The organism is Pseudomonas sp. yb_5 (assembly GCF_043103865.1).
Classification (GTDB): domain Bacteria; phylum Pseudomonadota; class Gammaproteobacteria; order Pseudomonadales; family Pseudomonadaceae; genus Aquipseudomonas; species Aquipseudomonas putida_Y.
In genome coordinates, this window is record NZ_JBICKE010000143.1 from 25,671 (window position 1) to 52,158 (window position 26,488).

Here is a 26,488-nt window from a genome sequence, read left to right on the forward strand (position 1 = left end):
GAATTCTCATAAATGATAATTGTCTGGCAGGAACGTGCATGACCCCGACCTACGACACCCTGATCATCGGTGCTGGCATTGCCGGCGCCTCACTGGGCTATCGCCTGGCCGTGGCCGGCCAGCAGCGTGTGCTGTTGCTCGAGCGTGAATCGCAGCCTGGCTACCACTCCACAGGGCGTTCGGCGGCCATGTTCATGGAGGCTTACGGCACCCCACAGATCCAGGCGCTGACCCGCGCCAGCCGGGCCTTCTACGAAGCGCCACCGCAGGGCTTCTGCGAGCACCCGCTGCTGGAGCCGCGAGGCTGTCTGTATGTGGCCGGCCTGGAGCAGCGTGAACTGCTTGAGCAAACTTACGCGCAGAACCTGGTCAATGGCACAGAAGTCAGCCTGCTTGACCGGGACGCGGCCTTGGCACAGGTACCCAGCTTGCGTGGCGAAGCCCTGGCCGGCGCGGTGCTTGAGCCGGGTGCGATGGACCTTGATGTACATGCCTTGCACCAAGGCTTCTTGCGTGGTTATCGCACTGCTGGCGGTGAACTGCGCTGTAACGCCGAGCTCATCCAGGCCAGATACCTGGACGGCGTGTGGCAGGTGGAGTTGGCCGATGGCAGCCGGCTGCAGGCCCGCCGCCTGGTCAATGCTGCAGGGGCCTGGGCGGACCGTGTGGCCGAGCAGTGCGGGGTGGCGCGCATCGGCTTGCAACCGTGCCGCCGTAGCGCCTTCACCTTCCCCGGCCCGGCGGAACAGGACTTTACCGGCTGGCCTGCGGTGATTGGCGTCGATGAAAGCTTCTACTTCAAGCCGGATGCCGGCCAACTGTTGGGGTCGCCAGCCAATGCCGACCCGGTTGAACCACAGGATGCCGCGCCCGAGGAGTTGGACGTGGCCTTGGGTATCTACAACATTGAAGCCATGACCACCCTGGCGATCCGCCGACCCAGCCACACCTGGGCCGGGCTGCGTTCGTTCGTTGCCGATGGCGACCTGGTGATCGGTTTCGATGCGCATGTCCCCGCGTTTTTCTGGCTGGCGGCCCAGGGAGGCTATGGCATCCAGTCGGCAGCGGGCGCCTCGCGCCTGGCCGCCGACCTGCTGCTGGGCCAGCCCTTGTGTCCCGACCTTGTCAGCCAGGGAGTGGCGCCCGAGCGCCTGTCCCCGGCCCGTTTCCAGCAACCCTGAAAGGAGCATCCCATGAGCAATGACATTCAGCGTTTCCCCAGTAGCCTGCCGTTCCCGTTTTCCCGCGCGGTAAAGGCCGGTGGCTTTCTGTTCCTTTCCGGACAGGTGCCGATGAGCACCGACGGCGAAGTGGTGCGCGGTGATATCCAGACCCAGACACGTGCTGCCTGCGAGCGTATCGCCGAAAGCCTGGCGGCCTGTGGTGCGCGTTTCGACCAGGTGGTAAAGGTCACGGTCTGGCTGTCGGACATGCGCCATTTCGCCGGCTTCAACGAGGTGTACAAGGCGTTCTTCGGCGCGGCGCTACCAGTGCGCTCCACCGTGGCTTCGGCGTTGGCCCTGGGCGTGGATGTGGAGATCGAGGTGCAGGCGTTCGTCGGCGACGCCTGACCGGGCAAAGAGCCCGTGTAGAGGCGACCGTGTGTCGCGCTGGGCTGCAAGGCCGCCCCTACGACAGGTATGCGACGGCAATGACAAAACAACAATAAATCCAGAGGTTCACATGCAAGAGCAGCTGAAGATTGCCGGCGCATTTGTCGGCGTGATCGTGGGGGCGGGGTTCGCTTCAGGGCGGGAACTGTTGTTGTTCTTTGTCGATTTCGGCGTGTGGGGGTTGGCTGGCGCGTTGGTCAGCGCCGCCTTGTTCACCTTCCTCGGCATGGCGTTGGCGGGGCTGGGCAATCGCCAGCAGGCCACCTCGCACAAGGATGTGATCCTGGCCATCTGCGGCCGCCACCTGGGCATGTTCGTCGACTGGTTGATCACCTTTTTCATGTTCGCCGTCACCGTGGTCATGCTGGCCGGTGGTGGTGCATTGCTGGAGCAGCAGTTCGGCATCCCGGCCCTGACCGGCAGCGTGCTGGTGACGCTGGTGGTGGTCGGCATCGTGTGTCTGGACGTGCGCAGGATGATTCTTGCGATCGGCGCCATCACCCCCTTGCTGATCCTGGTGGCGTCGGCGATAGCGCTGTATGCCGTGATCACCCGCGAGCAGAGCTTTGCTGCGCTCGATCAGGTGGCCAGCCAGCAACAGGCCGGCACCCGCCACTGGTTGCTGGGTGCGTTCCTGTATGTGTCGTATAACATCGTCGCGGGCGCGCCGATCCTGGCCATTCTGGGCGGTTCGGCCAAGGGCGAGAAAGCGGCGGTGTGGGGAGGCCTGCTCGGTGGTGCGGCGTTAGGTGGCCTGATGCTGGTGATGAGTGCCGGGCTGCTGTCGCGCCTGGACAGTGTGGCCGACCAGCCGATGCCAATGCTGTCGATTGCCAACGAAGTGTCACCACTGCTGGGGCTGGTGATGTGCCTGATCATCTTCGGCATGATCGTCAACACCGCGGTGGGCACGCTGTTTTCCTTCCTCTCGCGGCTGTTGCCGGCGGGCACGACGACGTTCCGCTGGGGCTCGGTGGTGACCGGGGTGGTGGCGTTCGGCTGTAGCCTGGTGGGGTTCATCAACCTGGTGGGTGAGGTGTACCCGTTCTTCGGTTACCTGGGCTTTGTGCTGATGACGGCGGTATTGCTGGCCTGGGTACGGCGGGGCAGGGCTGCGAAGGCGGTGGCTGCATAAGGGGCTGGTACAGGCGACAACAGGCATAGGCCGTTGCCGCCTGAACCCGGCGTTTAAATCCTGAAGCTGCCCACCAACTGCTTCAAACGCCCAGCCTGCTGGGCCAGCTGATCGCAATGGCGCAGGGTCTCGTTGAGGTTCTCCACCCCCTGCTGGTTCAGGGCGTTGATCTGGGTGATGTCCAGGTTGAGGCTCTCGACCACGGCGGTCTGTTCTTCGGTCGCTGTCGCCACCGACTGGTTCATGCCATCGATTTCGCCAATGCGCTGGGTCACGCTGGCCAGGCGTTCGCCGGCCTGGTTGGCCACCTGCACGGTCTGCTCGCTGGAGACCTGGCTGGTGTTCATGGTATGCACCGCTTCGCGCGAGCCTACCTGCAGGCTGGTGATCATGCGGTGGATTTCTTCCGCCGACTCCTGGGTACGGTGCGCCAGGTTACGCACCTCGTCGGCTACCACGGCAAAGCCACGGCCGGCTTCACCCGCACGGGCCGCTTCAATGGCCGCGTTCAGTGCCAGCAGGTTGGTCTGCTGAGAAATGCCCTTGATCACGTCGAGGATCTTGCCGATTTCGTCGGTGCTGGCGTTGAGCGTTTCGATCTGCGCGCACGACTCGCTGATCCGTTGCGACAGGGCAGTCATGGCGCTGATGGCTTCTTCAACCACTTCACGGCCACCGTGCGCCTGTTCGCTGGCACCGCTGGCATGTTGCGAAGCATCTGCCGCGTTGCGGGCGATTTCCTGGGTGGCGGCGCCCAGTTCGTTGATGGCCGCAGCGACGCTGTTGGTGCGCATGCTCTGTTCTTCAGAGCCGTTGATCGACGCATTGGACGCGCTGACCACTTTCTCCGAAAGGTCATGTACCAGGCGGGTGGCCGAGGACACTTCGCTGATCGAGGCATGGATGCGCTCGACAAAGCGGTTGAACGAGGTAGCCAGTTCGCCGAACTCGTCCTTGTTCTGCACGGCCAGGCGGCGGGTAAGGTCACCTTCGCCTTCGGCGATGTCGCGCATGGCGCGGCCCATGGTGGTCAGCGGGCTCATCAGCACCGGAATCAGCAGGCCGAGCAGGCCGGCAATGGCGGCCACGGCGATCAGCATGGCAATGATCGCCGAGGTGCGAAACTGGCTGAGCGCGGCATAGGCCTTGTCCCTGTCGATCGACAGGCCAATGTACCATTGCGCCGAAGGCAGGCCGGCCACCGGGGCGAACGAGATGATGCGGTCCTGGCCGTCGAGGGTGGCATCCTGCATGCCGGCGGCGACCCGCAGGTTGCTGCCTGGGTAGATGTCCTTGAGGTTCTTCATCACCTGGTCTTTATTGGGGCTGACGATCACCTGGCCATTGGCGTCGGCCAGGAAGGCGTGACCGATGCCACCGAAGTCGACCGAGTTGATGATCTCGACGAGGGTGTCGAGGGTCACGTCACCGCCGACCACACCGATCAGTTCGCCATTGCTCTTGCTCTTCACCGGCGTGGCGATGGTCACCATCAGGCCACCGACTGCACCCTGGTACGGGGCGGTCAGCACGGTCTGCCCGGCGTTGGCGGCGGCGCCATACCAAGGGCGCTGCCGCGGGTCGTAACCGGCGGGCATCTGGGCATCCGGGCGCTGGGTGAATCCGCCGTTGGCCTGGCCCAGATAGGTGAACAGGAAATTACGCGTGTAGGACGGCTGCTCGATCAGCCCTGGCAGCGTGTCACCGGCGCCTTGCTGGCCGATGTCCTGGGCCAGGTTCTCCAGCACCAGAATGCGCCCGCTCATCCAGTTCTGCACGCTGCTGGCGGTCAGCGCACCGGACTGTTGTACCGAGGCTTCGATGTTCTGGCGGATGGTGTTGCGTTGCAGGTAGTCGTTGTAGAGCGTGAACAGGGCAAATGCCAAAACCACGACGCCGCAGGCGCTGAGCAGGATCTTGTGGCGAAATTTCAGGTTCATGTTTCGAGACCTTGAGCCAATGAGGGGAGGGCGCAGCGCGCTCATGACGCGATGCGGGGCCTGTCGACCGAGATATCGGCTCAAGGGGTAAAAGATTGAAGTGCTTAGAGAAAATTCTTACAGACGTTTCGACGGACGGCAGTCACCGGTCAGCCAGCTGTTCGATCAGCAGGCGTGCGGCCTGCTGCAGCGGCTGTTGTTTGCGCCACAGGATATGTACGGGCAGTTGCAACTCGTTGCGCGTATTGCGGAAAGCCAGGCGTACCAGGCGGCCGCTGGCCAGCAGCGGCGCGACCCGCGACAACGGTAGATCACCCCAGCCCAGGCCAGCTTCCACCATCTGCAAAGCCAGGTCGAAGCTGTCGCTGGACCAGTGCGTGGCGCCGATCAGCGGGCGAGGGTCAGCCAGCGGCAGGTCGCGGCTGCGCACCAGAATCTGACGCACCTGGGTCAAGTCCTCGAGGTCGTGGATACGCCCCTCACGCAAGGCCGGGTGGGCCGGCGACAAGGTGGCTACCAGCGACTCCATGCCGATGTGCTGAAAGCCGCGGCGGGCATCGACCTGCAGGCCGGCAAAGGCTACGCAGAGGTCGGCACGGCCACTGTCCAGCAAGTGCAGGGCTTCTTCCTGCGGGGCGCTGAGCAGGGCAATGTCCAGCAACGGGTGGCGCTCGCCGAGGCTGGCGATGGCCGCCAGCAGCGGACGGTGATCAATGTCAGGTACCACAGCCAGGGTCAGGCTGCTCTCGAGCCCTTGGGACAGCTCCAGGGCATGAACCTGCAGCAGCCCCAGTTGTTCGGCAATCAGTCTGGCGTGTGGCTCCAGGGCCATGGCCTGTGCGGTTGGGCGAACTTCTCGCGGGCCACGTTCGAACAGGTTGTAGCCAAGTTCTGCCTCAAGGTTGCCAATGGCCATGCTTACGGCTGAAGGCACCCGCTTGAGGGCGCGCGCCGCGGAAGAAAACGAGCCGTGGTCGAGCACGGCCAGAAACAGCTGGATGTTGTCGCTGGAAAAGTTCATGGCAGCCTCCTGTCAGCAGATCTGATAGCTGCTGACTTTTGCTGTCAAGTACGTTGAAGCATGATCGCCCCCTTCGCTTTTTGTCTTTGGAGGGAACCCTGGGTGCAGGGATTGAAACGCAAGCTGGTCTACGTGACTTTCTATGAACTGATCGGGCTGTGCATGTCGACCCTCGGGCTGGCCTACCTGTCAGATACGCAGGCGTCGCATACCGGGCCGCTGGCGGTGATGATCACCACCATCGCCATGCTCTGGAACCTGATCTACAACACCCTGTTCGAGTACTGGGAGCGCCGCCAGGCCAAGCGTGGACGCAGCGTGGCGCGGCGTGTGGTGCATGCCATCGGCTTCCAGTTGACCCTGGTGGTGTACTTGATTCCGCTGATTGCCTGGTGGCTGGGCATGACATTGCTGGAGGCGCTGCTGGTGGATATGGCGTTCATCATACTGGTGCCGTGCTACACCTTTGCCTACAACTGGGCGTTTGATCGGGTGTTTGGCTTGCCAAGCTCTGCCCTGGCCACAACTTGACACAGCCTTGCGCGGCGAAGAAGCCGGTACAGGTTGCCACTAAGGTGGCAGGCGAATGATCAAAGGCGCCTGCTGCTCTACCTGCTGCTCCACCGGCCGCGGTGCACTGGCCAGCAAGCTGTCCTCAACCTGTCCCGACAGGTAATAGACCCCGGCCATGGTCCCGCTCTGGCGGTTCTCCATCAACTCCTGCCATTCCTGGTTCAACGCCACGTTGAGGATCACCCGCAGCTGTTCGACCATCTGCGGGTGGTCACGGTCATGGGTCATCATCCCGTAACCGGCCGTAGCAATTGAAATCATCGCCCCTGCCACCTTGCCCACTGCCGATGCCACCGCACTGGCGATACCGCGTGGGGCCAGGCTGGCGCCGAGCTTTTCGCTGGCCTGGGTGGCCACCGAGTTCAGTCCGACATCGGTCCTGCCAGGGCCTTTGCTGGCCTGCTGATGCAAGTGCTGGCGCATCGCTTGCCAAGCCGGTTGCTGGTCCAGTGACTTGGCCCGCAGCAGCTGATACAGGCTGGCATTGCGCGTATCCGGTGGCCCCAGGGCGATGGCGGGGATACGGTTGAGACGCTGGCTGAATTGTTCCGGCGGCGCGTTGTAGCGGCGGATGATGGCCGGCAGTTGCTGGCCGAGCAGTTGCAGGTACAGCTCGCAGGCGCGGTCGCGGATGCCCTCGGGGTTGATCTGCTCGGCCACCGGCTCGATCACCCGCGCGCGATACTGCTCCTGCAGGTACAGGGCCAGGCGTTTTTCTGCCGGTTCCCGACCCTTGCCGCTGTCGAGCTTGTACCAGGCCACCTTGAGGGTGAGCCATTGCTGGGTCCAGTAGCCCGTGAACCAGGGAATGAAGTCGCGCTCGGTGCGTTGTTGCACCTGCTCCTTCCAGACCCGCATGGAACGACGGGCATAGTCGTTGGCCGAGCCGGCTGCGCCGGCCGAGGCGTCGATCAGTTCCTGATCGATGCGTTGCCAGGCCGCAGGGGTGAGTATTGTGGGCGGCGGTGGGGCAGGGGGGCGCTTGCTGGCACAACCGCCGAGGGCCAGCAGAAGGCATAGCAGCAGGAGGATTCGAGAGCTCACGCGACCGCCTCCCTGGTAGAGGCTGGGCTGGTTCTCGCAGTATAGGGTGGGGTTATCGGGGCTGCTGTGCAGCCCATCGCCCGCCCAGTACCGCTGCAAAGGGTTGCGTGAGCGCGGCCTGGGTGGGAGCGATCGCGTCAGCCTGGTCGGGTTATTCCAGGTCCAGCTTTTCTTCCAGGCGGTCAAGGTGCCTGTGCATCAATCCCAAGGCCGCCTCGGCATCACCTTGCTCCACGGCATCGATGATCGCCGCATGCTCTTCCCACGCACAATGATCGCAGCACGGCGATTCGTAGCGAGCGATGATCAGCGAGGTCATCGGCACCAGCCCATTGAGAAACCGCGCCAGCGGCGCATTGGCCGCCACCTGCGCCAGTTTCAGGTGGAACTCGCCGCCCAGGCGGATCGCCGCGCAGCGTTCGCCACGCTCATGGTGCTGGCGCTCGCGCTCCACCAGTTGCCGTAGCTGGCGTACCTGCACCGGCCGGGCGCGTTGCGCGGCCAGGGTGATCAGCGTGGTTTCGGCCAGACGCCGGGCACTCAGCACCTGGCGTGCCTGGTCTGGGTCAGGCGCGGCCAGATGTGCGGTGTGACTGGGGCGCTGTACCACCACCTGCTGGTCGGACAGGCGCCCGAGCACGCGGCGGATCACCGTGCGGCTGACACCAAATGCATGGCCCAGCGCCTGTTCGGGCAACAGGCTGCCCGGTGGCAGGCGCTGTTCGAGAATGGCGTCGAACAGCCGCGGGTAAATCTGCTCGGCCGACAGACGGGTTTCGCCGGCCGCGAGCAGGGCAGGCAAGTGGGGGACGGCGTTCATGGTCACTCTCCTGAGGTCATGGATGCGGATGTTCGTCCGGGATATTCAGCGCAATGCCCATGCGCAGCCCTTCGGCCACGATGTGCTGACGCATCTGGGCACTGGCCTGGGCGCTGTTGCGTTCGCGAATGGCGCGCACCACCGCTTCGTTCTCCTTCAGTCGCGCGGCCAGGTGCTCTGGCGAGTTGCGCAGCATGTCGGCGCTTTGCTTCAGCGCATTCCCGGTCTGCTGCACCACGCTCTGGAAGATCGGGTTGGTGGTCAGGGCAAACAGCGCTTCATGGAAGGCAATGTAGGCTTTGACCCCGGCTTCGCTGTCATCGGCCTCCAGCGCTTCGCGCATGTCCATCAGGGTCAGGCGCAGCTGACCGATGTCCTGGCTGTTGGCCGACTGCGCCACCAGGCCGACGATGAACGGTTCGAGTGTGTAGCGCAGCTCCAGCACGTCGGCCAGGCTGGCCGCAGCGCTGGTTTCCACACCCGACGCCTGGACATCGGCATCCAGCACCAATACGCCCTTGCCTGGCAACGAGCGCACCAGGCCCAGTGTTTCCAGCACGGTTACCGCTTCGCGCAGGCTGGGGCGGCTGATGCCCAGTTGTTCGGCCAGTTCGCGCTGGCCTGGCAGCATGTCGCCGGTGCGCCATTGGCCGCGGGCCAGGGCCTGGCGGAGCTTTTCGACCACTGAGTTGACGACGGTTGATGAGCTGATCACGTTTCGCTCCTGGAAGGGCCGGCGTCAACGCCGGCCACGTTCGCTCAGAATTCCTGTTGATGGGCGGTGGGTTGCTTGCGGGGTGTGTGGGCAAAGCCAGGCTTGCCGTCGAGCACGTTCTGCGCGCGCTCCAGGTCAATGTCCTTCTCCCAACGGGCAATGGCCACGGTGGCCACGCAGTTGCCGATCAGGTTGGTCAACGCCCGGCCGATACCCATGAACCAGTCCACCGCCAGCACCAGTACCAGGCCTACCACAGGGATCGCCGGTACCGCAGTCAGGGTGGCGGCAAGAATCACCAGTGCCGAGCCTGGGATGCCGTGAGCCCCCTTGGAAGTCACCAGCGACACCAGCAGGATGGTCAGCAGGTCGGTCATTTCCAGTGGCGTGCCGGTGGCGTTGGCGATGAACACGATCGCCAGGGTCAGGTAGATGGAGAAACCATCGAGGTTGAACGAGTAACCTGTGGGGATCACCAGGCCGACCGTGGAACTGCCGATGCCCAGGTGCTCAAGCTTGCGCATGATCTGTGGCAGTACGGCGTCGGAAGAGGCGGTGCCCAGGACGATGGTCAGCTCTTCACGCAGATACTTGATCAACGGCAGCAGTTTAAGGCCCGACAAGCGCATGACGGTGCCCAGCACGATCAGCACGAAGCCGGCACAGGTGAGGTAGAACAGCGCCACCAGCCCGCCCAGGTGCTGCAGCGACTCCAGGCCATACTTGCTGGTGGTGAAGGCGATGGCGCCGAACACGCCGATCGGCGCCAGGCGCACGATCATGCCCATGATGCGGAAGATCACATGGCTCAGTTCGTTGATCAGCCGCGAGATGCCGGCGGCCGAGTCACCCACCAGGTTCAGCGCGCTGCCGAACAGCACCGAGAACAGTAGCACCTGAAGAATGTTGTTGTCGGCGAACGCACCGATTACCGAGCTGGGGATCAGGTCCATGAAGAACGCCGTGGCGCCATGGATGTGCTGGCCGCGCTCGGCCAAGCCGTTGGCATCGGCGGCGGAGAGTTGGTCCAGATGAATATTGGCACCGCTGCCAATGCCACTGCTGAAGGCGAACACCAGGCCGATCACCAGCGCCAGGGTCGTCAGCACTTCGAAGTAGATCACCGACTTCAGGCCGATGCGCCCGACCTTTTTCAGATCGCCCGCACCCGAAATGCCGCTGACCACCACGCAGAACACGATCAGGCCGATGAGCATCTTGATCAGCTTGATGAAGCCGTCGCCGAGGGGTTTGAGTTGCAGGGAGAGGTCGGGGAAGCTCAGACCGCAGGCGATGCCGAGGGCAAGGCCGAGTACGACTTGCAGGAAAATCGAACGCGAGCACCATTTGAGCATGGGAGGAGTCTCTGATCGGTGTCCTTGCTTCGGTAGCCGCACGGGGCGAAAGAGCGCAGGACTTAATTATTGTGGTCTTACCGGTTTGTTCAGCGCGAGGCCATAAAAGCGCGAAAAATCCCTGATTGCAAGGATTTTTGGCCTTACCGGTCTGACCAGTTGTGGGGCAATCCAGCCTGCCATGCTCTAGTTCGGTGCGTGCCGTGAAGGCGGGCGCGTGAAATAGCTCAGGGCTTGGCCAGTGCCTGGTCCACTGCTGCAATCAACTTGCCAAGATCTTTGGGTGGGGCGTTGTGGATGACGCCGAACAGGTAGGCGCGCTGCTCCTCTTCGTCGTCCGGTTCAGCGAAGAAGTCCTTGGTCTTGACGCCCAGCACCTGGGCAAACGCCATGATTGCATCGATGCTGGGGGTGTAGGTGCTGGTTTCGAAACGGCTGATGGTCTTGGGGTCGAAGCCGGTCCGTTCGGCCAGTTGTGCCTGGGTCAGGCCCGCCAGCTTGCGGTAGCGGCGCAGGGCGATACCCAAAGCTGATCTCGTCATCGCTTAATTCCCATTTAGAATCAAGAACTTAACGATATCTATCCATGTGGCGCAACGCCATGATCGATCACCTTTGTTTTATTTATGTGATGAATTTCGTAGAATTCATGGCTTGACCGGTCAGTCATCGTCATCTTCCTTGTACCGTTCGGCCTCGTGCTGCAACGGCAGGAAGCGCTTTTGCCCATTGGAGCGGATCGCCATGAATCGGTTCCGATGGCCGTCGATGAACTGGGTGCCGGCTTGTCATTGAATGGAGTCTCATCGTGCGCCTCAACTTGCCGGTAACCCCGGTCGAGCAACGTTTCCCCCCCCATCAGCGGCTGATTTCTGCTACCGATACCGCCAGCCTGATCACCTACTGCAACCCAGAGTTTGCCGCCATCAGTGGCTACAGCGAGGCCGAACTGATCGGCAGCCCGCATAATCTGGTGCGCCACCCGGATATGCCGCCGGCGGTGTACGAGTTGATGTGGCGCTACCTGAAAGCCGGCAAAAGCTGGATGGGTATCGTCAAGAACCGCTGCCGTAACGGCGACTATTACTGGGTCAATGCTTACGTCACGCCCATCCTCGAAGGTGGGCGGGTTGTGGGTTACGAGTCGGTGCGCGTATGCCCTACGCGCGAGCAAGTAGCCCGTGCAGAAGCCCTGTATGCGCGGCTGCGCAACGGCCAGGCGGCATTGCCTGCGTCGCGCCGGCTGAGCTTGCTGATGCAGGCCTTGGCCTTGCCACTGGCCGGCGGGCTGCTGGCGGTGGGTGCCAACCAGTTGTGGCCCGGCCTGGTGGGGCAGGGGCTGACCCTGGGGCTGTTCGTGGGCTGTGGCCTGTGGGCGCGCAACGCCCTCGGGCGGCAGCTACAGCAAATTGTACAGGGCGCCGAAGGTGCCTTCGCCGACCCGGTTGCAGCCTTGACCTACAGCGACCTGACGGGGGCTGCCGGGCAGTTGCAACTGATGCTGATCAGCGAAGAGGCGCGCCTGAAAACTGCCTTGACGCGGCTGAGCGACCTGGCCGGGCAAATGGCCGTGGCTGCTCGCGATGCCGGGCAGTTGTCGCGCAGCACCGAGGCGGCATTGCTGGAGCAACGTGCCGAGACCGACCTGAGCGCCACTGCAATGAATCAGATGGCCGCCTCCATCGGCGAAGTGGCCAACCACGTGCAGTTGACCGCCGCCGAGGCACACACGGCGCATCTGCTGGCCGAGCAAGGTAGCCAGGTGGCCGATGCCAGTGGTGCGGCCATTCGGACCTTGGCCAGTACTGTGAGGCAGATCAATCAGGCAGTCAGCCACCTGGCTGGCCAGACCGGCGCCATTGCCGAGGCCGCCGGGATGATCCGCGGCATTGCCGAGCAGACCAACCTGCTGGCCCTCAACGCCGCCATCGAGGCTGCCCGTGCGGGCGAGCAAGGCCGCGGCTTTGCCGTGGTCGCCGACGAGGTGCGTGCACTGGCCGACAAGACCCGCCAGTCCACCCTGCACATCCAGGCCATCATCGATACCCTGCGCAGTGGCGCCGAGGAAGCCGTGGCGATCGCCAGTCAAGGCATCGACGGTGCCGAGCAGGGCGTTGCCCAAGTGCAGGAAGCCCGGCAGGCGCTGCATGGCATTCGTGACGCGGTTCAGCGTATCAGCGACATGAGCCAGCAGATGGCCACCGCTTCGCAGCAGCAGTCGGCGGTGGCAGAAGACGTTTCGCGGCAGATCAACGGCGTAGCCGGTATTGCCCAGCACAGCGCCCACAGCGCCAACGCCGCCGCCTCGCGCGGTACCGAACTGGAACATGTATGCGCCGGATTGCGCGCCCTGGTGGAGCGCTTCAACCGCTAAGGCAGGATGCTTTATGGATGATAACTATCGCGCGGCCGTGGACGCGGCCGCGATCTTTTCGGAAACCGACCTGCGTGGGAACATTACCTACGTCAATCAGCAGTTCTGCAGCATCTCGGGCTACAGCCGCGAGGAACTGCTGGGGGCCAATCACCGCATCCTCAATTCCGGCCTGCATGAGCCGACGTTCTTTGTCGGCATGTGGCGGGCTTTGGTCGCCGGGCGGGTGTGGAAGGGTGAAATCTGCAACCGCTCCAAGGACGGTTCGTTGTATTGGGTCGACAGCACCATGGTGCCACTGGTCGATCCGCTTTCAGGCCAGGTGCGCAAGTATGTGTCGATCCGCTTTGACGTCACCGAGAAGCGCCAGCTGCTGCATACCTTGCAGTGGCGGGTGGGCCACGATGTGCTCACCGGCCTGCCCAACCGCGCCTATCTGTCCGACCTGCTGAATCAGGCCCTGGCCTACTCGCGTCGTGAAGGTATCTCGCTGGCGGTGTGCATGCTCGACCTGGATGGTTTCAAGGCGGTCAACGACGGCTACGGGCATGCCGTGGGTGACCTGCTGCTGGTGGAAGTGGCGCAGCGCTTGAAGAGCATCCTGCGCGGTGGTGATGCCGTGGCCCGGCTGTCGGGCGACGAGTTCGTGCTGATCCTGCGCGACGTCGACGATGAGTGTCAGCTGCATGCAGCCCTGCAGCGGGTACTGCGGGCATTGGCGGCGCCTTGTGTGGTGCGTGAGCATACGCTGTCGCTCAGTGCCAGTATCGGCGTGACCCTGTACCCGCAGGATGATGAAGATGCCGACACCCTGGTGCGCCACGCCGATCAGGCCATGTATGTGGCCAAGCAGCGCGGGCGCAACCGTTACCATCTGTTCGATGTGTCGCAGGAGCAGGAGCTCAAGGCCACCCACCAGACTGTGGCGCGCGTGCGCCGGGCGCTGCGCAACCGTGAGCTGTGTCTTTATTACCAACCCAAGGTCAACCTGCGCAGTGGCAAGGTACTGGGCTTCGAGGGCTTATTGCGCTGGCAACGGCCTGGCCGTGGCGTGGTGCCGCCCGGCGATTTCCTGCCTTGGGTAGAGCAGACCGACCTGATCGTCGAAATCGGCGAGTGGGTGATCGGGCAGGCGTTGAGCCAGTTGCAGGTCTGGCAGCTGCAAGGGCGGCCTTGGTCGTTGAGCGTGAATATCGCCGCGCGGCATTTGCAGCGTAGTGACTTTGCCGAGCGCTTGCAGCAGCTGCTGGCAGCGTACCCGGCGGTGGACCCGGCGCTGCTGGATCTGGAAATCGTCGAGTCAGTGGCCATCGACAACCTGCAGCACGTCAGCCGCTGCCTGGATGCCTGCCGTGCGCTGGGTGTGCGTTTCTCGCTGGACGATTTCGGCACTGGTTATTCGTCGTTGAGTTACCTGAAGCGCTTGCCGACCCAGACAATCAAGATCGACCAGTCATTCGTGCGGGACATCCTTCATGACCAGGACGACCTGGCGCTGACGGAGGCGGTGATCGGCCTGGCCCGGGCGTTTGGCCGCGAGGTGATTGCCGAGGGGCTGGAGAGTGTCGAGCACGGGCGGGTACTGATGGGCCTGGGCTGTGAGCTGGCGCAGGGTTACTGCATTGCCCGGCCGATGCCAGCCAGTGAAGTGCAAGCTTGGGCGCAGGCCTACCGGCAGCCAGTGGAGTGGCGTGACCCTTGAAGGCCATCAGCGGGCGGTGGTCTTGACCCGCACCATCAATCACGGGCAAAAAAACGGCACCTGCAAGAGGTGCCGTTTTTGCATCACGCGGTATTACTTGTGCAGTTCTTCTGCTGCATACAGCGTGTTCTCCAGCAGGCACGCCCGGGTCATCGGCCCGACGCCGCCCGGCACCGGTGTGATCCAGCCGGCGCGTGGCAAGGCAGTCTCGTAGACCACGTCGCCGACCAGCTTGCCGTCTTCCTGGCGGTTGATGCCCACGTCGATGACGATGGCGCCTTCCTTGACCCACTCACCCTTGACCAGGCCCGGCTTGCCGGCAGCCACGACCACCAGGTCGGCACGCCCGACATGGCCGGCCAGGTCTTTGGTGAAGCGGTGGCAGACGGTCACGGTGCAGCCGGCCAGCAGCAGCTCCATGGCCATCGGGCGGCCAACGATGTTGGACGCGCCGACGATCACCGCGTTCATGCCGTACAGGTCCTGGCCGGTGCTTTCCAGCAGGGTCATGATGCCTTTCGGTGTGCACGGGCGCAGCAGCGGAATACGCTGGGCCAGGCGGCCGATGTTGTACGGATGGAAGCCGTCCACATCCTTGTCCGGGCGAATGCGCTCGAGCAGCAGCGAGGCGTCCAGGTGCGCCGGCAGCGGCAGTTGCAGCAGGATGCCGTCGACGGCCGGATCGTCATTGAGACGGTCGATCAGCTCGGTCAGGGCTTGTTGCGTGGTCTCGCTGGGCAGGTCGAACGCCTGCGAAATGAAACCGACCTCTTCGCAGTCCTTGCGCTTGTGCGAGACATAGACTTGGGAGGCGGGGTCGGTGCCGACCAGGATCACTGCCAGGCCCGGCGTGCGCAGGCCTTGCTGGCGACGCTCCACGACACGTTGAGCGATCTGCTGGCGCAGGCTGGCGGCGATAGCCTTGCCATCGATTAGGTGTGCAGTCATAGACGCGTGATTAACCATCGAGAAGGAACAATAAAGAGCGCGCATTCTCGCACGACATGGGCCAAGGGCAAAGGCGGGTGGTCGGGCAAATCCCCTAAGCCCTTAAATAATTTAAATTTTTTCGAAAAAGGTGTTGACGACTTTCGGGGTCGACTATAAGATTCGCCGCACTTGTCGGGCACAGCCTAGCACTGGTTGGCTAAGTCGGGCAGAATGAGTGGTTTAACAGTTCCTTGTTAGCGTCTCGTTCGGTTAGGCTTCAAGCTTAAGCGCCCGTAGCTCAGCTGGATAGAGCATCCGCCTTCTAAGCGGATGGTCGCAGGTTCGAGTCCTGCCGGGCGCGCCATTAGGCAGCTTTGGCAAGCAAGTAGACTGTAATGCAATATGGTGGGCGTAGCTCAGTTGGTAGAGCGCTGGATTGTGATTCCAGTTGTCGTGGGTTCGATTCCCATCGTCCACCCCATATTCTTCAAGGGCGCCTCGATAGCATCTGGCGCCTTTGTTTTAAGCGTTACGCGGACGTGGTGAAATTGGTAGACACACTGGATTTAGGTTCCAGCGGCGCAAGCTGTAAGAGTTCGAGTCTCTTCGTCCGCACCATGCTTCTGTAAAGTTGTACCGCAAGACCGCAATATGGTGGGCGTAGCTCAGTTGGTAGAGCGCTGGATTGTGATTCCAGTTGTCGTGGGTTCGATTCCCATCGTCCACCCCATATTCCTGAAAGGCGCCTTGATCGTGAGATCGGGCGCCTTTTTGTTTTGGGTCCGCGTGGCGGTGGTGAGTCGCGTCCCGACCAAAACACCTCCTGCCCCCTTGTAATCCTCTGGTGGCACCCCAATAAAAGCTGTTAGATTTCAGCCGGTTGAAACACCGGCCCGTTTGGCCGGCAAAGGACACCACCATGATTGCGAAAGAAGCCCGTCAGGCCCTGGCGCTGCAGCGCTTTGCCGAAGCCAGTCCGCAGTTGCTCGAGGAGATCCGCGAGCTGGATGCGCGCGAGCAGGCTCAGCAGATCGAATGGGCGTTCGAGGATGCAGCCGCGGAGCAGGGTATCGAGCCTTGGGAGCTGGCGCTGCAATTGATTGCCGAGTCCCCGGAGCAGCTGCAGGCCATGCGCCTGGAAACGCACCGTGAAGTGGCCGAGGCGCTGGGGCTGGAATGGGAGGAATACTGCCAGTTCAACGAAATCGATCCTGAATAAAGGAAGCGAATGCGTTGCTGGTAGTTGTTTGACAAGGTATTTCGGCTGCAGGCCGCCCCGGGCGTCGTGCAGCCCCGATTGGAAGCAGGCTCGGCGGTGCGCCGTGCGGGCCTTTAAGTTAATCGACCGGCGTTGTTTCCCGTCGTCCCGTGTGGGGTGACTTCTGCTGCGTGACTCACTAGAATGTTTGCCCTTGATTCTGGAGTCGGGCTAACGCCGGCTAACGTCTGTGCAACGAGGAATATCCATGCAAGTTTCTGTTGAAAACACTTCCGCTCTCGAGCGCCGCATGACCATCGCCGTTCCGGCCGAGCGCGTCGAGAACGAAGTCAACAAGCGTCTGCAGCAGACTGCCAAGCGCGCCAAGATCGCGGGCTTCCGTCCTGGTAAGGTACCGATGACCGTGATCCGTCAGCGTTTCGAGGCGGACGCCCGTCAAGAGGCTTTCGGTGACCTGGTGCAGGCCTCCTTCTACGAAGCCATCGTCGAGCAGAAGCTGAACCCGGCTGGTTCCCCGGCCGTAGAGCCGAAGTCCTTCGAAAAGGGCAAGGATCTGGAATTCGTCGCCATCTTCGAAGTGTTCCCCGAGTTCACGGTTGCAGGCCTGGAGTCGATCAAGGTCGAGCGCCTGAGCGCCGAAGTGGCTGACAGCGACCTGGACAACATGCTGGAAGTGCTGCGCAAGCAGAACACCCGCTTCGAGGCCGTCGAGCGCGCTGCGCAGAACGACGACCAGGTCAACATCGACTTCGTCGGCAAGGTCGACGGTGAAGTGTTTGCCGGTGGTTCGGCCAAGGGCACCCTGCTGGTGCTGGGTTCCGGCCGCATGATCCCAGGCTTCGAAGAAGGTCTGGTTGGCGCCAAGGCTGGCGAAGAGCGCGTTGTCAACGTGACCTTCCCAGAGGACTACCAGAACCTGGACCTGGCTGGCAAAGCCGCTGAGTTCACCATCACCGTCAACAGCGTTTCGGCACCTGTACTGCCAGAACTGAACGAAGAGTTCTTCGCCCAGTTCGGCATCAAGGAATCGACGCTGGAAGGCTTCCGCGCCGAAGTCCGCAAGAACATGGAGCGTGAGCTGCGTCAGGCGATCAAGACCAAGGTCAAGAACCAGGTCATGGACGGTCTGCTGGCCGCCAACCCGATCGAAGTGCCAAAAGCCCTGCTGGAAAACGAAGTCAACCGTCTGCGCGTGCAGGCTGTTCAGCAGTTCGGTGGCAACATCAAACCTGAGCAGTTGCCAGTCGAGCTGTTCGAAGAGCAAGCCAAGCGCCGCGTTGTGCTGGGCCTGATCGTGGCCGAAGTGGTCAAGCAGTTCGAGCTGAAGCCAGACGACGCCAAGGTTCGCGAGATGATCGAAGAAATGGCTTCGGCTTATCAGGAGCCTGAGCAGGTCATCGCCTGGTACTACAAGAACGACCAGCAACTGAACGAAGTGCGTTCGGTTGTGCTGGAAGAACAAGTTGTAGATACTGTTCTGCAGAAAGCGACTGTGACCGACAAGTCGGTCTCGTACGAAGAAGCCGTTAAACCAGCCGAGGCTCCTGCCGCTGCTGAGTAACAGGCTTCTCTCGTAGGAAACCTCCACAAGCCAGCCTTCGAGCTGGCTTGTGCGTATTCAAGCCATGACTATTTGGGAGTGAGCGCAGGACATGTCCCGCAATTCTTATATTCAGCAGAGCTCTGACATCCAGGCCGCAGGCGGCCTGGTCCCGATGGTTATCGAGCAGTCCGCCCGTGGCGAACGCGCTTACGACATCTACTCGCGCCTGTTGAAGGAGCGTGTGATCTTCCTGGTTGGCCCGGTAGAGGACTACATGGCCAATCTCGTCGTTGCGCAACTGCTGTTCCTTGAGGCGGAAAACCCGGACAAGGATATCCATCTGTACATCAACTCGCCGGGCGGTTCCGTCACTGCCGGCATGTCGATCTACGACACCATGCAGTTCATCAAGCCGGACGTTTCGACCATCTGCATCGGCCAGGCCTGCAGCATGGGCGCCTTCCTGCTGGCGGCAGGTGCCAAGGGCAAGCGTCATTGCCTGCCGAACTCGCGCGTGATGATCCACCAGCCGCTGGGCGGCTTCCAGGGTCAGGCCACCGATATCGAGATCCACGCCCAGGAAATCCTCAATATCAAGGCCCGTCTGAACGAGCTGCTGGCCTATCACACCGGCCAGGACCTCGAGACCATCAAGCGTGACACCGAACGTGACAACTTCATGAGCGCCTCGCGCGCAGCCGAGTACGGCCTGATCGACTCGGTCTATGACAAGCGGCAACTGGCCTCCTGAACCGGGGGGTCAGAGCAGGTGGGCGTCGAAAGCGCCTACCTGCGGACTTGAAAAAGCCCGCAATTGCCTTCATCTTGTGTTGCAAGCCTACCGGATTGGATCGATCGAATGACTGACACCCGTAACGGCGAGGACAGCGGCAAATTGCTTTATTGCTCCTTCTGCGGCAAAAGCCAGCACGAAGTGCGCAAACTGATTGCCGGGCCCTCGGTATTTATCTGCGACGAGTGCGTCGACCTGTGCAACGACATCATCCGTGAGGAGGTGCAGGAAGCCCAGGCCGAGAGCAGCGCGCACAAATTGCCTTCGCCGAAAGAAATCAGCGGCATCCTGGACCAGTACGTCATTGGTCAGGAGCGCGCAAAGAAGGTGCTGGCCGTAGCGGTGTACAACCACTACAAGCGCCTGAACCAGCGTGACAAGAAGGGTGACGAAGTCGAACTGGGCAAGAGCAACATCCTGCTCATCGGGCCGACTGGCTCGGGCAAGACCCTGCTCGCCGAAACCCTGGCACGTCTGTTGAACGTACCGTTCACTATTGCTGACGCCACCACCCTGACCGAGGCCGGTTATGTGGGTGAGGACGTCGAGAACATCATCCAGAAGCTGTTGCAGAAGTGCGACTACGACGTTGAGAAGGCCCAGATGGGCATTGTCTACATCGACGAAATCGACAAGATCTCGCGCAAGTCGGACAACCCGTCCATCACCCGTGATGTTTCCGGTGAGGGCGTGCAGCAGGCACTGCTGAAACTGATCGAGGGCACCGTGGCCTCGGTTCCGCCGCAGGGTGGCCGTAAGCACCCGCAACAGGAGTTCCTGCAGGTTGATACCCGCAACATCCTGTTCATATGTGGTGGTGCGTTCTCGGGCCTGGAAAAGGTCATCCAGAACCGTTCCACCAAGGGTGGCATCGGTTTTGGAGCTGAAGTGCGCAGCAAGGAAGAGGGCAAGAAGGTTGGCGAATCCCTGCGTGAGGTCGAGCCGGACGATCTGGTCAAGTTTGGCCTGATTCCGGAATTCGTCGGCCGTCTGCCGGTACTGGCTACCCTTGACGAGCTGGATGAGGCTGCGTTGATGCAGATTCTCACTGAGCCGAAGAATGCCTTGACCAAGCAGTATGCCAAGCTGTTCGAGATGGAAAGCGTTGACCTCGAGTTCCGTAGCGATGCGCTCAAGGCCGTTGCACGCAAGGCCCTGGAGCGCAAGACTGGCGCTCGTGGCCTGCGTTCGATCCTCGAAGGCGTGCTGCTCGATACCATGTACGAGATTCCTTCGAAAAAGGATGTCAGCAAGGTAGTTATCGACGAGAGCGTCATTGAGGGCACCTCGCAGCCGCTGATGATTTACGAAAACAGCGAACCGCAAGCCAAGGCCGCGCCAGACGCCTGATTCAGGCGAAGGCCGGTTCTCGGTTGCAAGCAAGATGGGGGCCTACGGGCCCCTTTCTGCTTTTCCTGAGCAAGCGCTTGTAATTTCCCAAGCGTGCCCCCACATTAGGTCCAAGCATCATTTCCACCGGTTTCCGGCCATAAGGCCGCTGTAGAGGCGAAATCATGAAGACCACCCTCGACTTGCCTCTTTTGCCATTGCGCGATGTCGTTGTTTACCCGCACATGGTTATCCCGCTGTTCGTGGGGCGTGAAAAGTCCATCGAAGCCCTCGAGGCGGCGATGACGGGCGAAAAGCAGATCCTTCTGCTGGCCCAGAAGAATCCAGCCGACGACGACCCGGGTGAGGACGCCCTGTACCGCGTCGGTACCGTTGCCACCGTGCTGCAACTGCTGAAGCTGCCTGATGGCACCGTCAAGGTGCTGGTCGAAGGCGAGCAGCGTGGTGCGGTCGAGCGCTTCTCCGAAGTTGAAGGGCACATCCGTGCCGAAGTCTCCCTCATCGACGAAACCGACACTGCCGAACGCGAGTCGGAAGTGTTCGTGCGCACGCTGCTGTCGCAGTTCGAGCAGTATGTTCAGCTGGGCAAGAAAGTGCCTGCCGAAGTGCTGTCTTCGCTGAACAGCATCGAAGAGCCAGGGCGCCTGGTCGACACCATGGCCGCGCACATGGCCCTGAAGATCGAGCAGAAGCAGGAAATTCTTGAAATCGTCGACTTGACTACCCGTGTCGAGCACGTACTGGCACTGCTGGATGCCGAAATCGACCTGCTGCAGGTCGAAAAGCGCATTCGCGGCCGGGTCAAGAAGCAGATGGAGCGCAGCCAGCGCGAGTACTACCTGAATGAGCAGATGAAGGCCATTCAGAAAGAGCTTGGCGATGGTGACGAAGGCCACAATGAAGTCGAAGAGCTGAAAAAGCGCATCGAAGCCGCAGGTCTGCCTAAAGATGCCCTGGCCAAGGCCCAGGCGGAGCTGAACAAGCTCAAGCAAATGTCTCCGATGTCGGCCGAAGCTACCGTGGTGCGCTCGTACCTCGACTGGCTGGTGCAGGTGCCGTGGAAGGCACAGAGCAAGGTGCGTCTGGACCTGACCAAGGCCGAGGAAATCCTCGATGCCGACCATTATGGCCTGGAAGAGGTCAAGGAACGCATCCTCGAGTACCTTGCCGTGCAGAAGCGCGTCAAGAAAATCCGCGGCCCGGTGCTGTGCCTGGTCGGCCCACCCGGCGTCGGCAAGACCTCGCTGGCCGAGTCGATCGCTGCCGCCACCAACCGCAAGTTCGTGCGCATGGCCCTGGGTGGCGTGCGTGACGAGGCCGAGATCCGTGGCCACCGCCGTACCTATATCGGTTCCATGCCGGGTCGCCTGATCCAGAAGATGACCAAGGTGGGCGTGCGCAACCCGTTGTTCCTGCTCGACGAGATCGACAAGATGGGCAGCGACATGCGCGGTGACCCGGCCTCGGCGCTGCTGGAAGTGCTCGACCCTGAGCAGAACCACAACTTCAACGACCACTACCTGGAGGTCGACTATGACCTCTCGGACGTGATGTTCCTGTGCACCTCGAACTCGATGAACATCCCGCCGGCGCTGCTGGACCGGATGGAAATCATCCGCCTGCCTGGTTACACCGAGGACGAGAAGATCAACATCGCGGTCAAGTACCTGGTGCCCAAGCAGGTCAAGGCCAACGGCTTGAAGAAGGAAGAGCTGGAAGTCGACGTCTCGGCGATTCGCGACATCATCCGCTACTACACCCGTGAAGCCGGTGTACGGGGCCTGGAGCGGCAAATTGCCAAGGTCTGCCGCAAGGTGGTCAAGGAACATACCGGGCAGAAGCAGGTCAAGGTCAAGGTGGCCAGCGAGCAGCTGGAGCACCTGCTGGGCGTGCGCAAGTTCCGCTATGGCCTTGCCGAGCAGCAGGACCAGATCGGCCAGGTTACCGGCCTGGCCTGGACCCAGGTGGGCGGCGAGTTGCTGACCATCGAGGCCGTGGTCATCCCCGGCAAGGGCCAGTTGATCAAGACCGGCTCGCTGGGCGATGTCATGGTCGAGTCGATTACTGCCGCGCAGACCGTGGTGCGCAGCCGCGCCCGCAGCCTGGGGATTGCCGCCGACTTCCACGAGAAGCACGACGTGCACATCCACATGCCTGAGGGCGCCACGCCGAAGGACGGCCCTAGTGCCGGTATCGGCATGTGCACCGCATTGGTGTCGGCGCTGACGCAGATTCCGGTACGTGCCGACGTGGCCATGACCGGCGAAATCACCTTGCGTGGCCAGGTATTGGCCATTGGCGGGTTGAAGGAAAAACTGCTGGCGGCACACCGTGGCGGGATCAAGACGGTGATCATTCCCGAGGAGAATGTTCGCGATCTCAAGGAGATTCCTGAAAATATCAAACAGGATCTTCAGATCAAACCGGTCAAATGGATTGACGAAGTCCTGCAAATTGCGCTGCAATACGCCCCGGAGCCCTTGCCAGATGTGGCTCCGGAGATTGTCGCGAAAGATGAAAAGCGCGACGGCGATGCCAAGGAAAGAATTAGCACGCATTAGTAGTTTTCGGCTGGGGGGCTTTCCTTGACAGTTTTTTCGAGGCCTTGCTATAAAGCGGCACGCTATTGTCGTCAGGCCGCCCAGCACACGTTTCATAAGCTTTTCATTACATACTTAGAAACAAACTCAATAGAGAAATAAGGGGACTTAGAGTGAACAAGTCGGAACTGATTGACGCTATCGCCGCATCTGCTGACATCCCGAAAGCTGTAGCCGGCCGTGCGCTGGACGCAGTCATCGAATCCGTCACCGGCGCCCTGAAGCAAGGTGACGATGTGGTACTGGTTGGCTTTGGTACCTTCTCGGTCAAGGAGCGCGCCGAGCGTACCGGCCGCAACCCGCAAACCGGCAAGGCCATCAAGATCGAAGCCGCCAAGGTTCCAGGTTTCAAGGCAGGCAAAGGCCTGAAAGACGCCGTCAACTAAGTCGTCTTTCAGCCGGGCCCGGCCTGGCCTGGTCCGAGCACGGTGATGGCGGGGCGCAAACGTTCCCGCCTGACACGTTTGCTAAGAAAAGGCGCATCCTCGGATGCGCCTTTCTTTTATCAGGATTCTACCCACGCTCCGCGGTTGTCGACGCAGTGGTACAGCCGTTTCTGGGGGACGCATGCTGCAAAATATCAGGGACAATTCACAAGGTTGGATTGCCAAGACCATCATCGGCCTTATCGTCGTGTTGATGGCATTGACCGGTTTCGAAGCCATTTTTCAGGCCGCCACTCATAGCCAGGACGCCGCCAAGGTGAACGGCCAGACCATCAGCCAGAACGAACTGAGCCAGGCGGCCGAGATGCAGCGCCGTCAACTGATGCAACAGTTGGGCAAGGATTTCGACCCGGCGCTGCTGGATGACAAGTTGCTGCGTGAAGAAGCACTCAAGGGGCTGATCAGCCGCAAGCTGCTGCTACAAGGCGCTGAAGATGCCAAGTTCGCTTTCTCTGACGCCGCACTGGATCAGGTGATCTTGCAGACCCCTGAATTCCAGGTGGACGGCAAGTTCAGCGCTGAGCGTTTCGATCAGGTGATCCGCCAGATGGGCTACGGCCGCATGCAGTTCCGCGAGATGCTTGGCGAGGAAATGCTCATCGGCCAACTGCGCACCGGCCTGGCCGGTAGCAGCTTCGTCACCGATCAGCAGGTCGATGCCTTTGCTCGCCTGGAAAAGCAGACCCGCGACTTCGCCTCCCTGACCTTCAAGGCCGACCCGGCCGCAGTCAAGGTCAGCGACGAAGAGGTCAAGGCGCACTACGACCAGCACGCCAAGGAGTTCATGTCGCCTGACCAGGTCGTGATCGACTACATAGAGCTGAAGAAGTCGGCCTTCTTCGACCAGGTCAAAGTGACCGACGAAGAGCTCAAGGCTCAGTACGAGAAGGAAATCGCCAACCTGGCTGAACAGCGTCATGCCGCGCACATTCTCATCGAGGTCAACGACAAGGTCACCGACGCCCAGGCCAAGGCCCGCGCCGAAGAGATCGAGCAGCGTCTGGCCAAGGGTGAGGACTTTGCCGCACTGGCCAAGGAGTTCTCCCAGGACCCAGGCTCCGCCAACAGCGGTGGTGACCTCGGCTTCGCCGGCCCGGGCGTCTACGACCCGGCCTTCGAAGAGGCGCTGTACAAGCTTCAGGATGGCCAGGTATCTGCTCCGGTGCGCACCGAGTTTGGCTACCATCTGATCAAGCTGCTGGGCGTGCAGGCGCCAGAAGTACCGAGCTTCGCCAGCTTGAAGGACAAGCTGACCCGTGATCTGAAGATGCCGCTGGTCGAGCAGCGTTATGTCGACGCCAGCAAGCAGTTGCAGGATGCTGCCTACGAGGCTTCCGACCTGGCTCAGCCGGCCCAGGACCTGAACCTCAAGGTACACACCTCCGCCGCCTTCGGCCGCGAGGGTGGTGAAGGCATTACGGCGAACCGTTCGGTGGTGCAGGCTGCGTTCTCTGAAGAAGTGCTGGATGAGGGTGCCAACAGCAACGCCATCGAACTCGACCCTGAGACCACCGTGGTGCTGCGCGTCAAGGAGCACCGCAAGCCAGAGCAACTGCCGCTGGAAGCTGTGGCCAAGAACATCAGGGAGCACCTGGCCAAAGAGAAGGCGACTGCCGAGCTCAAGGCCAAGGCGGACAAGCTGATTGCCGGCCTGCGCGACGGTTCCATCGCAGCAGGCAGCGTGCACGAAGGGCAGGGCTGGAAAGCCTATGAAGCCGTCACCCGTGGTGAGGACGGTATTGATCCGGTCGAGCTGCAGGCACTGTTCCGTCTGGGCAAGCCGCAAGCCAAGGACAAGCCTGTTTACGGCAGTGTAGTGCTGCGTGACGGTAGCCTGGTGGTGTTGCAGCTCAAGGGTGTGAACGAAGGCGCTACCGCCACCGACGAAGAGAAGCAGCAGATTCGCCGCTACCTCGCGTCACGTGCTGGCCAGCAGGACTTTGCCGCTTACCGCAAACAGCTGGAAGCCAATGCAGACATCACTCGTTACTAAGGTGTTCGTTGCATGAAGAAACAGGCCGCTTCGTGCGGCCTGTTTCGTTTTCGCCAGCCGCGCGGACGGTGATTGTCGAAGACCACACCGCCTCAGGGGCGGCGCCGACCAGGTTCTACCGCTTCACTCCTTCATAACTATCCAGCGTATCGCGTGCAATCTCTCGCCCCAGGGCGATCAGCTCCGGCGCCTTGTAGAACTCGAAAAACCGGCACACCCGCTTGGGCACGTTGATCAGCACATCCGGTGGATAGCCGGCAATCTTGTACTGTGCCAACGAAGTCTGCATGACCTCGAAGCTCTGGTTGATCAAGTCCAGCAGCGAGGCCGGCCCCACGTTGTCGATGATGAAAGAACCGGTGGCCGACTTAGGCGCGCCCTCGCGCTCCGGGGCCGCCGCTGATTGCTGGCTTTCCGGGTCGGCGCTGTCGGTCAGCCACGGGCTTGGTGGTGCCAACCCTTCGGCGACGATTTCCTTTTCGATGCGGATCAGCTCTTCCGCCGGTTTACGCCGGAATGGCAAGCGTGAGCCCAGCGAGCTCAGCAAGGCGTCAAAACGCATCTTGAAGGCCGCCGGGCGCTCGATCACCGGCAACTGGTACTGCTTCTGGTTGGTGGCGTTAAGGTTGACTGCGATGATCAGGTCGCAATGGCTGGACACCACAGGCACGATTGGCAGCGGGTTGAGAATGCCGCCGTCGACAAGCATACGGTTGCCTTGCATCACCGGCGTGAACAGGCTGGGAATGGCCGCCGAGGCACGCATGGCCTGGTGCAGGCAACCCTCCTGGAACCAGATTTCCTGCTGGTTGGTTAGGTCGGCGGCCACTGCGGTGTAGGGGATGCGCAGTTGCTCGATGTTTATCTCGCCGACGATCTTGCGGATCTGCCCGAACACCTTGTCGCCGCGAATCGCACCGAGGCGAAAGCTGACGTCGACCAGGCGCAGCACATCCAGGTAGTCGAGGCTCTCGATCCAGTTGCGATAGTCGTCCAGCTTGCCAGCGGCATAGATACCGCCAATCACCGCACCCATGGAACACCCCGCAACGCAGGCTATGTCGTAGCCGCGGCGCTCGATTTCCTCTATTACGCCGATGTGCGCATACCCTCGGGCTCCGCCCGACCCCAGTACCAGTGCCACACGTTTACTCATGAACATTCCCCGGCCAGTGCCATCATGGTCCTACAATGCACCCATCGCTGCCTGTGCTTCAATGTAGATCGTGCTGAGCTACTGTAATAAAACTGGCCAGGCAACGCCGGCCGGGCGTGGCACTTTCCAGCTGTCGGCGCGTCGAACAGCCACCGTTCTTCCATAG

Annotated in this window: 22 protein-coding genes, 4 tRNA genes and 2 pseudogenes; 18 read left to right on the plus strand and 10 right to left on the minus strand. The window is 61.6% G+C overall.

Features of this window, described 5'->3' with window-relative positions; translation table 11 throughout:
• Positions 1 to 38: 38 nt before the first annotated feature.
• The 3 genes from ACF8GF_RS25025 to ACF8GF_RS25035 all read left to right on the plus strand — a co-directional run bounded on the left by ACF8GF_RS25025 (position 39) and on the right by ACF8GF_RS25035 (position 2,748).
• Positions 39 to 1,181, plus strand: coding sequence for an NAD(P)/FAD-dependent oxidoreductase (locus ACF8GF_RS25025; RefSeq protein WP_392488716.1), 1,143 nt, complete (start codon positions 39 to 41; stop codon positions 1,179 to 1,181).
• Positions 1,182 to 1,193: 12 nt separating this feature from the next.
• Complete coding sequence (locus tag ACF8GF_RS25030) at positions 1,194 to 1,571, plus strand: RidA family protein (RefSeq protein ID WP_176683966.1); 378 nt, start codon at positions 1,194 to 1,196, stop codon at positions 1,569 to 1,571.
• A gap of 112 nt (positions 1,572 to 1,683) precedes the next feature.
• Entirely contained in the window at positions 1,684 to 2,748 is a 1,065-nt protein-coding gene (locus tag ACF8GF_RS25035; RefSeq protein WP_176683965.1) for a hypothetical protein, read from the plus strand.
• Between the two features lie 53 nt (positions 2,749 to 2,801).
• On the opposite strand, the gene ACF8GF_RS25040 is transcribed toward ACF8GF_RS25035, so the two are convergent.
• The 3 genes and pseudogenes from ACF8GF_RS25040 to ACF8GF_RS25050 form a co-directional block, all read right to left on the minus strand.
• Positions 2,802 to 3,542, minus strand: coding sequence for a methyl-accepting chemotaxis protein (locus tag ACF8GF_RS25040; RefSeq protein ID WP_370290711.1), 741 nt, complete (start codon positions 3,540 to 3,542; stop codon positions 2,802 to 2,804).
• A gap of 114 nt (positions 3,543 to 3,656) precedes the next feature.
• Positions 3,657 to 4,733, minus strand: a pseudogene (mcpA, locus tag ACF8GF_RS25045) (methyl-accepting chemotaxis protein McpA); the annotation flags it as partial.
• Positions 4,734 to 4,830: 97 nt separating this feature from the next.
• Complete coding sequence (locus tag ACF8GF_RS25050; RefSeq protein ID WP_176683963.1) at positions 4,831 to 5,709, minus strand: LysR family transcriptional regulator; 879 nt, start codon at positions 5,707 to 5,709, stop codon at positions 4,831 to 4,833.
• 102 nt (positions 5,710 to 5,811) lie between these two features.
• Here ACF8GF_RS25050 and ACF8GF_RS25055 point away from each other — a divergent pair, with 102 nt between their 5' ends.
• Positions 5,812 to 6,240 (plus strand): PACE efflux transporter, encoded by a 429-nt coding sequence (locus ACF8GF_RS25055; RefSeq protein ID WP_176683962.1) that lies wholly within the window; start codon positions 5,812 to 5,814, stop codon positions 6,238 to 6,240.
• Between the two features lie 39 nt (positions 6,241 to 6,279).
• Here ACF8GF_RS25055 and ACF8GF_RS25060 read toward each other — a convergent pair whose 3' ends face one another.
• The 5 genes from ACF8GF_RS25060 to ACF8GF_RS25080 all read right to left on the minus strand — a co-directional run bounded on the left by ACF8GF_RS25060 (position 6,280) and on the right by ACF8GF_RS25080 (position 10,758).
• On the minus strand, positions 6,280 to 7,326 hold the full coding sequence (locus tag ACF8GF_RS25060; RefSeq protein ID WP_176683961.1) for a hypothetical protein: 1,047 nt from the start codon (positions 7,324 to 7,326) through the stop codon (positions 6,280 to 6,282).
• Between the two features lie 151 nt (positions 7,327 to 7,477).
• On the minus strand, positions 7,478 to 8,146 hold the full coding sequence (locus tag ACF8GF_RS25065; RefSeq protein ID WP_176683960.1) for a GntR family transcriptional regulator: 669 nt from the start codon (positions 8,144 to 8,146) through the stop codon (positions 7,478 to 7,480).
• Between the two features lie 16 nt (positions 8,147 to 8,162).
• Positions 8,163 to 8,861 (minus strand): FadR/GntR family transcriptional regulator, encoded by a 699-nt coding sequence (locus ACF8GF_RS25070; protein WP_176683959.1) that lies wholly within the window; start codon positions 8,859 to 8,861, stop codon positions 8,163 to 8,165.
• A gap of 44 nt (positions 8,862 to 8,905) precedes the next feature.
• The gene (locus ACF8GF_RS25075) at positions 8,906 to 10,216 is read right to left on the minus strand and encodes a C4-dicarboxylate transporter DctA (protein ID WP_176683958.1); all 1,311 of its coding nucleotides are present in this window, start codon (positions 10,214 to 10,216) and stop codon (positions 8,906 to 8,908) included.
• Positions 10,217 to 10,443: 227 nt separating this feature from the next.
• Complete coding sequence (locus ACF8GF_RS25080) at positions 10,444 to 10,758, minus strand: helix-turn-helix domain-containing protein (RefSeq protein WP_010953232.1); 315 nt, start codon at positions 10,756 to 10,758, stop codon at positions 10,444 to 10,446.
• 266 nt (positions 10,759 to 11,024) lie between these two features.
• Between ACF8GF_RS25080 and ACF8GF_RS25085 the strand changes: the two are divergent.
• The 3 genes and pseudogenes from ACF8GF_RS25085 to ACF8GF_RS25095 form a co-directional block, all read left to right on the plus strand.
• Positions 11,025 to 11,354, plus strand: a pseudogene (locus ACF8GF_RS25085) (PAS domain-containing protein); the annotation flags it as partial.
• Positions 11,355 to 11,471: 117 nt separating this feature from the next.
• Positions 11,472 to 12,590 carry a methyl-accepting chemotaxis protein gene (locus ACF8GF_RS25090; protein ID WP_370844330.1) on the plus strand — a complete coding sequence of 373 codons (1,119 nt, stop codon included), beginning with the start codon at positions 11,472 to 11,474 and terminating at the stop codon, positions 12,588 to 12,590.
• A 13-nt stretch (positions 12,591 to 12,603) separates the two neighbouring features.
• Positions 12,604 to 14,292 carry a bifunctional diguanylate cyclase/phosphodiesterase gene (locus tag ACF8GF_RS25095; RefSeq protein ID WP_176683956.1) on the plus strand — a complete coding sequence of 563 codons (1,689 nt, stop codon included), beginning with the start codon at positions 12,604 to 12,606 and terminating at the stop codon, positions 14,290 to 14,292.
• Positions 14,293 to 14,385: 93 nt separating this feature from the next.
• Here the strand turns inward: ACF8GF_RS25095 and folD are convergent, their stop codons facing one another.
• Positions 14,386 to 15,240 (minus strand): bifunctional methylenetetrahydrofolate dehydrogenase/methenyltetrahydrofolate cyclohydrolase FolD, encoded by an 855-nt coding sequence (gene folD / locus ACF8GF_RS25100; protein ID WP_003250234.1) that lies wholly within the window; start codon positions 15,238 to 15,240, stop codon positions 14,386 to 14,388.
• 269 nt (positions 15,241 to 15,509) lie between these two features.
• Between folD and ACF8GF_RS25105 the strand changes: the two genes are divergently transcribed.
• The 11 genes from ACF8GF_RS25105 (at position 15,510) to ACF8GF_RS25155 (ending at position 25,166) form a co-directional block, all read left to right on the plus strand.
• Positions 15,510 to 15,586 (plus strand) — tRNA-Arg (locus ACF8GF_RS25105).
• A 41-nt stretch (positions 15,587 to 15,627) separates the two neighbouring features.
• Positions 15,628 to 15,703 (plus strand) — tRNA-His (locus tag ACF8GF_RS25110).
• Between the two features lie 52 nt (positions 15,704 to 15,755).
• Positions 15,756 to 15,840: transfer RNA gene (locus ACF8GF_RS25115), tRNA-Leu, on the plus strand.
• A gap of 36 nt (positions 15,841 to 15,876) precedes the next feature.
• A tRNA-His gene (locus ACF8GF_RS25120) sits at positions 15,877 to 15,952 on the plus strand.
• Positions 15,953 to 16,141: 189 nt separating this feature from the next.
• A complete protein-coding gene (locus ACF8GF_RS25125; RefSeq protein WP_176683955.1) occupies positions 16,142 to 16,441 on the plus strand; it encodes a DUF6388 family protein in 300 nt (99 codons plus the stop codon).
• Between the two features lie 247 nt (positions 16,442 to 16,688).
• The gene (tig, locus tag ACF8GF_RS25130; protein ID WP_103444061.1) at positions 16,689 to 18,002 is read left to right on the plus strand and encodes a trigger factor; all 1,314 of its coding nucleotides are present in this window, start codon (positions 16,689 to 16,691) and stop codon (positions 18,000 to 18,002) included.
• 91 nt (positions 18,003 to 18,093) lie between these two features.
• Positions 18,094 to 18,735, plus strand: coding sequence for an ATP-dependent Clp endopeptidase proteolytic subunit ClpP (gene clpP / locus ACF8GF_RS25135; RefSeq protein ID WP_003259400.1), 642 nt, complete (start codon positions 18,094 to 18,096; stop codon positions 18,733 to 18,735).
• 108 nt (positions 18,736 to 18,843) lie between these two features.
• On the plus strand, positions 18,844 to 20,127 hold the full coding sequence (clpX, locus tag ACF8GF_RS25140) for an ATP-dependent Clp protease ATP-binding subunit ClpX (RefSeq protein WP_003250242.1): 1,284 nt from the start codon (positions 18,844 to 18,846) through the stop codon (positions 20,125 to 20,127).
• 164 nt (positions 20,128 to 20,291) lie between these two features.
• Positions 20,292 to 22,688, plus strand: coding sequence for an endopeptidase La (gene lon / locus ACF8GF_RS25145; RefSeq protein WP_176683954.1), 2,397 nt, complete (start codon positions 20,292 to 20,294; stop codon positions 22,686 to 22,688).
• A gap of 152 nt (positions 22,689 to 22,840) precedes the next feature.
• Positions 22,841 to 23,113 (plus strand): nucleoid-associated protein HU-beta, encoded by a 273-nt coding sequence (gene hupB / locus ACF8GF_RS25150; RefSeq protein WP_003250246.1) that lies wholly within the window; start codon positions 22,841 to 22,843, stop codon positions 23,111 to 23,113.
• Positions 23,114 to 23,294: 181 nt separating this feature from the next.
• Positions 23,295 to 25,166 (plus strand): SurA N-terminal domain-containing protein, encoded by a 1,872-nt coding sequence (locus tag ACF8GF_RS25155; protein WP_339443603.1) that lies wholly within the window; start codon positions 23,295 to 23,297, stop codon positions 25,164 to 25,166.
• A 115-nt stretch (positions 25,167 to 25,281) separates the two neighbouring features.
• On the opposite strand, the gene ACF8GF_RS25160 is transcribed toward ACF8GF_RS25155, so the two are convergent.
• The gene (locus ACF8GF_RS25160) at positions 25,282 to 26,322 is read right to left on the minus strand and encodes a patatin-like phospholipase family protein (protein WP_176683952.1); all 1,041 of its coding nucleotides are present in this window, start codon (positions 26,320 to 26,322) and stop codon (positions 25,282 to 25,284) included.
• Between the last annotated feature and the right edge of the window lie 166 nt (positions 26,323 to 26,488).

What these genes read in the sequence shown, in the direction of transcription:
- ACF8GF_RS25065 (WP_176683960.1), bottom strand. Translation starts at nt 8,146, where the DNA reads ATGAACGCCGTCCCCCACTTGCCTGCCCTGCTCGCGGCCGGCGAAACC.
- ACF8GF_RS25025 (WP_392488716.1), top strand. Translation starts at nt 39, where the DNA reads ATGACCCCGACCTACGACACCCTGATCATCGGTGCTGGCATTGCCGGC.
- clpX (WP_003250242.1), top strand. Translation starts at nt 18,844, where the DNA reads ATGACTGACACCCGTAACGGCGAGGACAGCGGCAAATTGCTTTATTGC.
- ACF8GF_RS25090 (WP_370844330.1), top strand. Translation starts at nt 11,472, where the DNA reads ATGCAGGCCTTGGCCTTGCCACTGGCCGGCGGGCTGCTGGCGGTGGGT.
- ACF8GF_RS25035 (WP_176683965.1), top strand. Translation starts at nt 1,684, where the DNA reads ATGCAAGAGCAGCTGAAGATTGCCGGCGCATTTGTCGGCGTGATCGTG.
- ACF8GF_RS25080 (WP_010953232.1), bottom strand. Translation starts at nt 10,758, where the DNA reads ATGACGAGATCAGCTTTGGGTATCGCCCTGCGCCGCTACCGCAAGCTG.
- tig (WP_103444061.1), top strand. Translation starts at nt 16,689, where the DNA reads ATGCAAGTTTCTGTTGAAAACACTTCCGCTCTCGAGCGCCGCATGACC.
- folD (WP_003250234.1), bottom strand. Translation starts at nt 15,240, where the DNA reads ATGACTGCACACCTAATCGATGGCAAGGCTATCGCCGCCAGCCTGCGC.
- ACF8GF_RS25160 (WP_176683952.1), bottom strand. Translation starts at nt 26,322, where the DNA reads ATGAGTAAACGTGTGGCACTGGTACTGGGGTCGGGCGGAGCCCGAGGG.
- ACF8GF_RS25155 (WP_339443603.1), top strand. Translation starts at nt 23,295, where the DNA reads ATGCTGCAAAATATCAGGGACAATTCACAAGGTTGGATTGCCAAGACC.
- ACF8GF_RS25030 (WP_176683966.1), top strand. Translation starts at nt 1,194, where the DNA reads ATGAGCAATGACATTCAGCGTTTCCCCAGTAGCCTGCCGTTCCCGTTT.
- ACF8GF_RS25075 (WP_176683958.1), bottom strand. Translation starts at nt 10,216, where the DNA reads ATGCTCAAATGGTGCTCGCGTTCGATTTTCCTGCAAGTCGTACTCGGC.
- ACF8GF_RS25125 (WP_176683955.1), top strand. Translation starts at nt 16,142, where the DNA reads ATGATTGCGAAAGAAGCCCGTCAGGCCCTGGCGCTGCAGCGCTTTGCC.
- clpP (WP_003259400.1), top strand. Translation starts at nt 18,094, where the DNA reads ATGTCCCGCAATTCTTATATTCAGCAGAGCTCTGACATCCAGGCCGCA.
- ACF8GF_RS25040 (WP_370290711.1), bottom strand. Translation starts at nt 3,542, where the DNA reads ATGCGCACCAACAGCGTCGCTGCGGCCATCAACGAACTGGGCGCCGCC.
- lon (WP_176683954.1), top strand. Translation starts at nt 20,292, where the DNA reads ATGAAGACCACCCTCGACTTGCCTCTTTTGCCATTGCGCGATGTCGTT.
- ACF8GF_RS25050 (WP_176683963.1), bottom strand. Translation starts at nt 5,709, where the DNA reads ATGAACTTTTCCAGCGACAACATCCAGCTGTTTCTGGCCGTGCTCGAC.
- ACF8GF_RS25095 (WP_176683956.1), top strand. Translation starts at nt 12,604, where the DNA reads ATGGATGATAACTATCGCGCGGCCGTGGACGCGGCCGCGATCTTTTCG.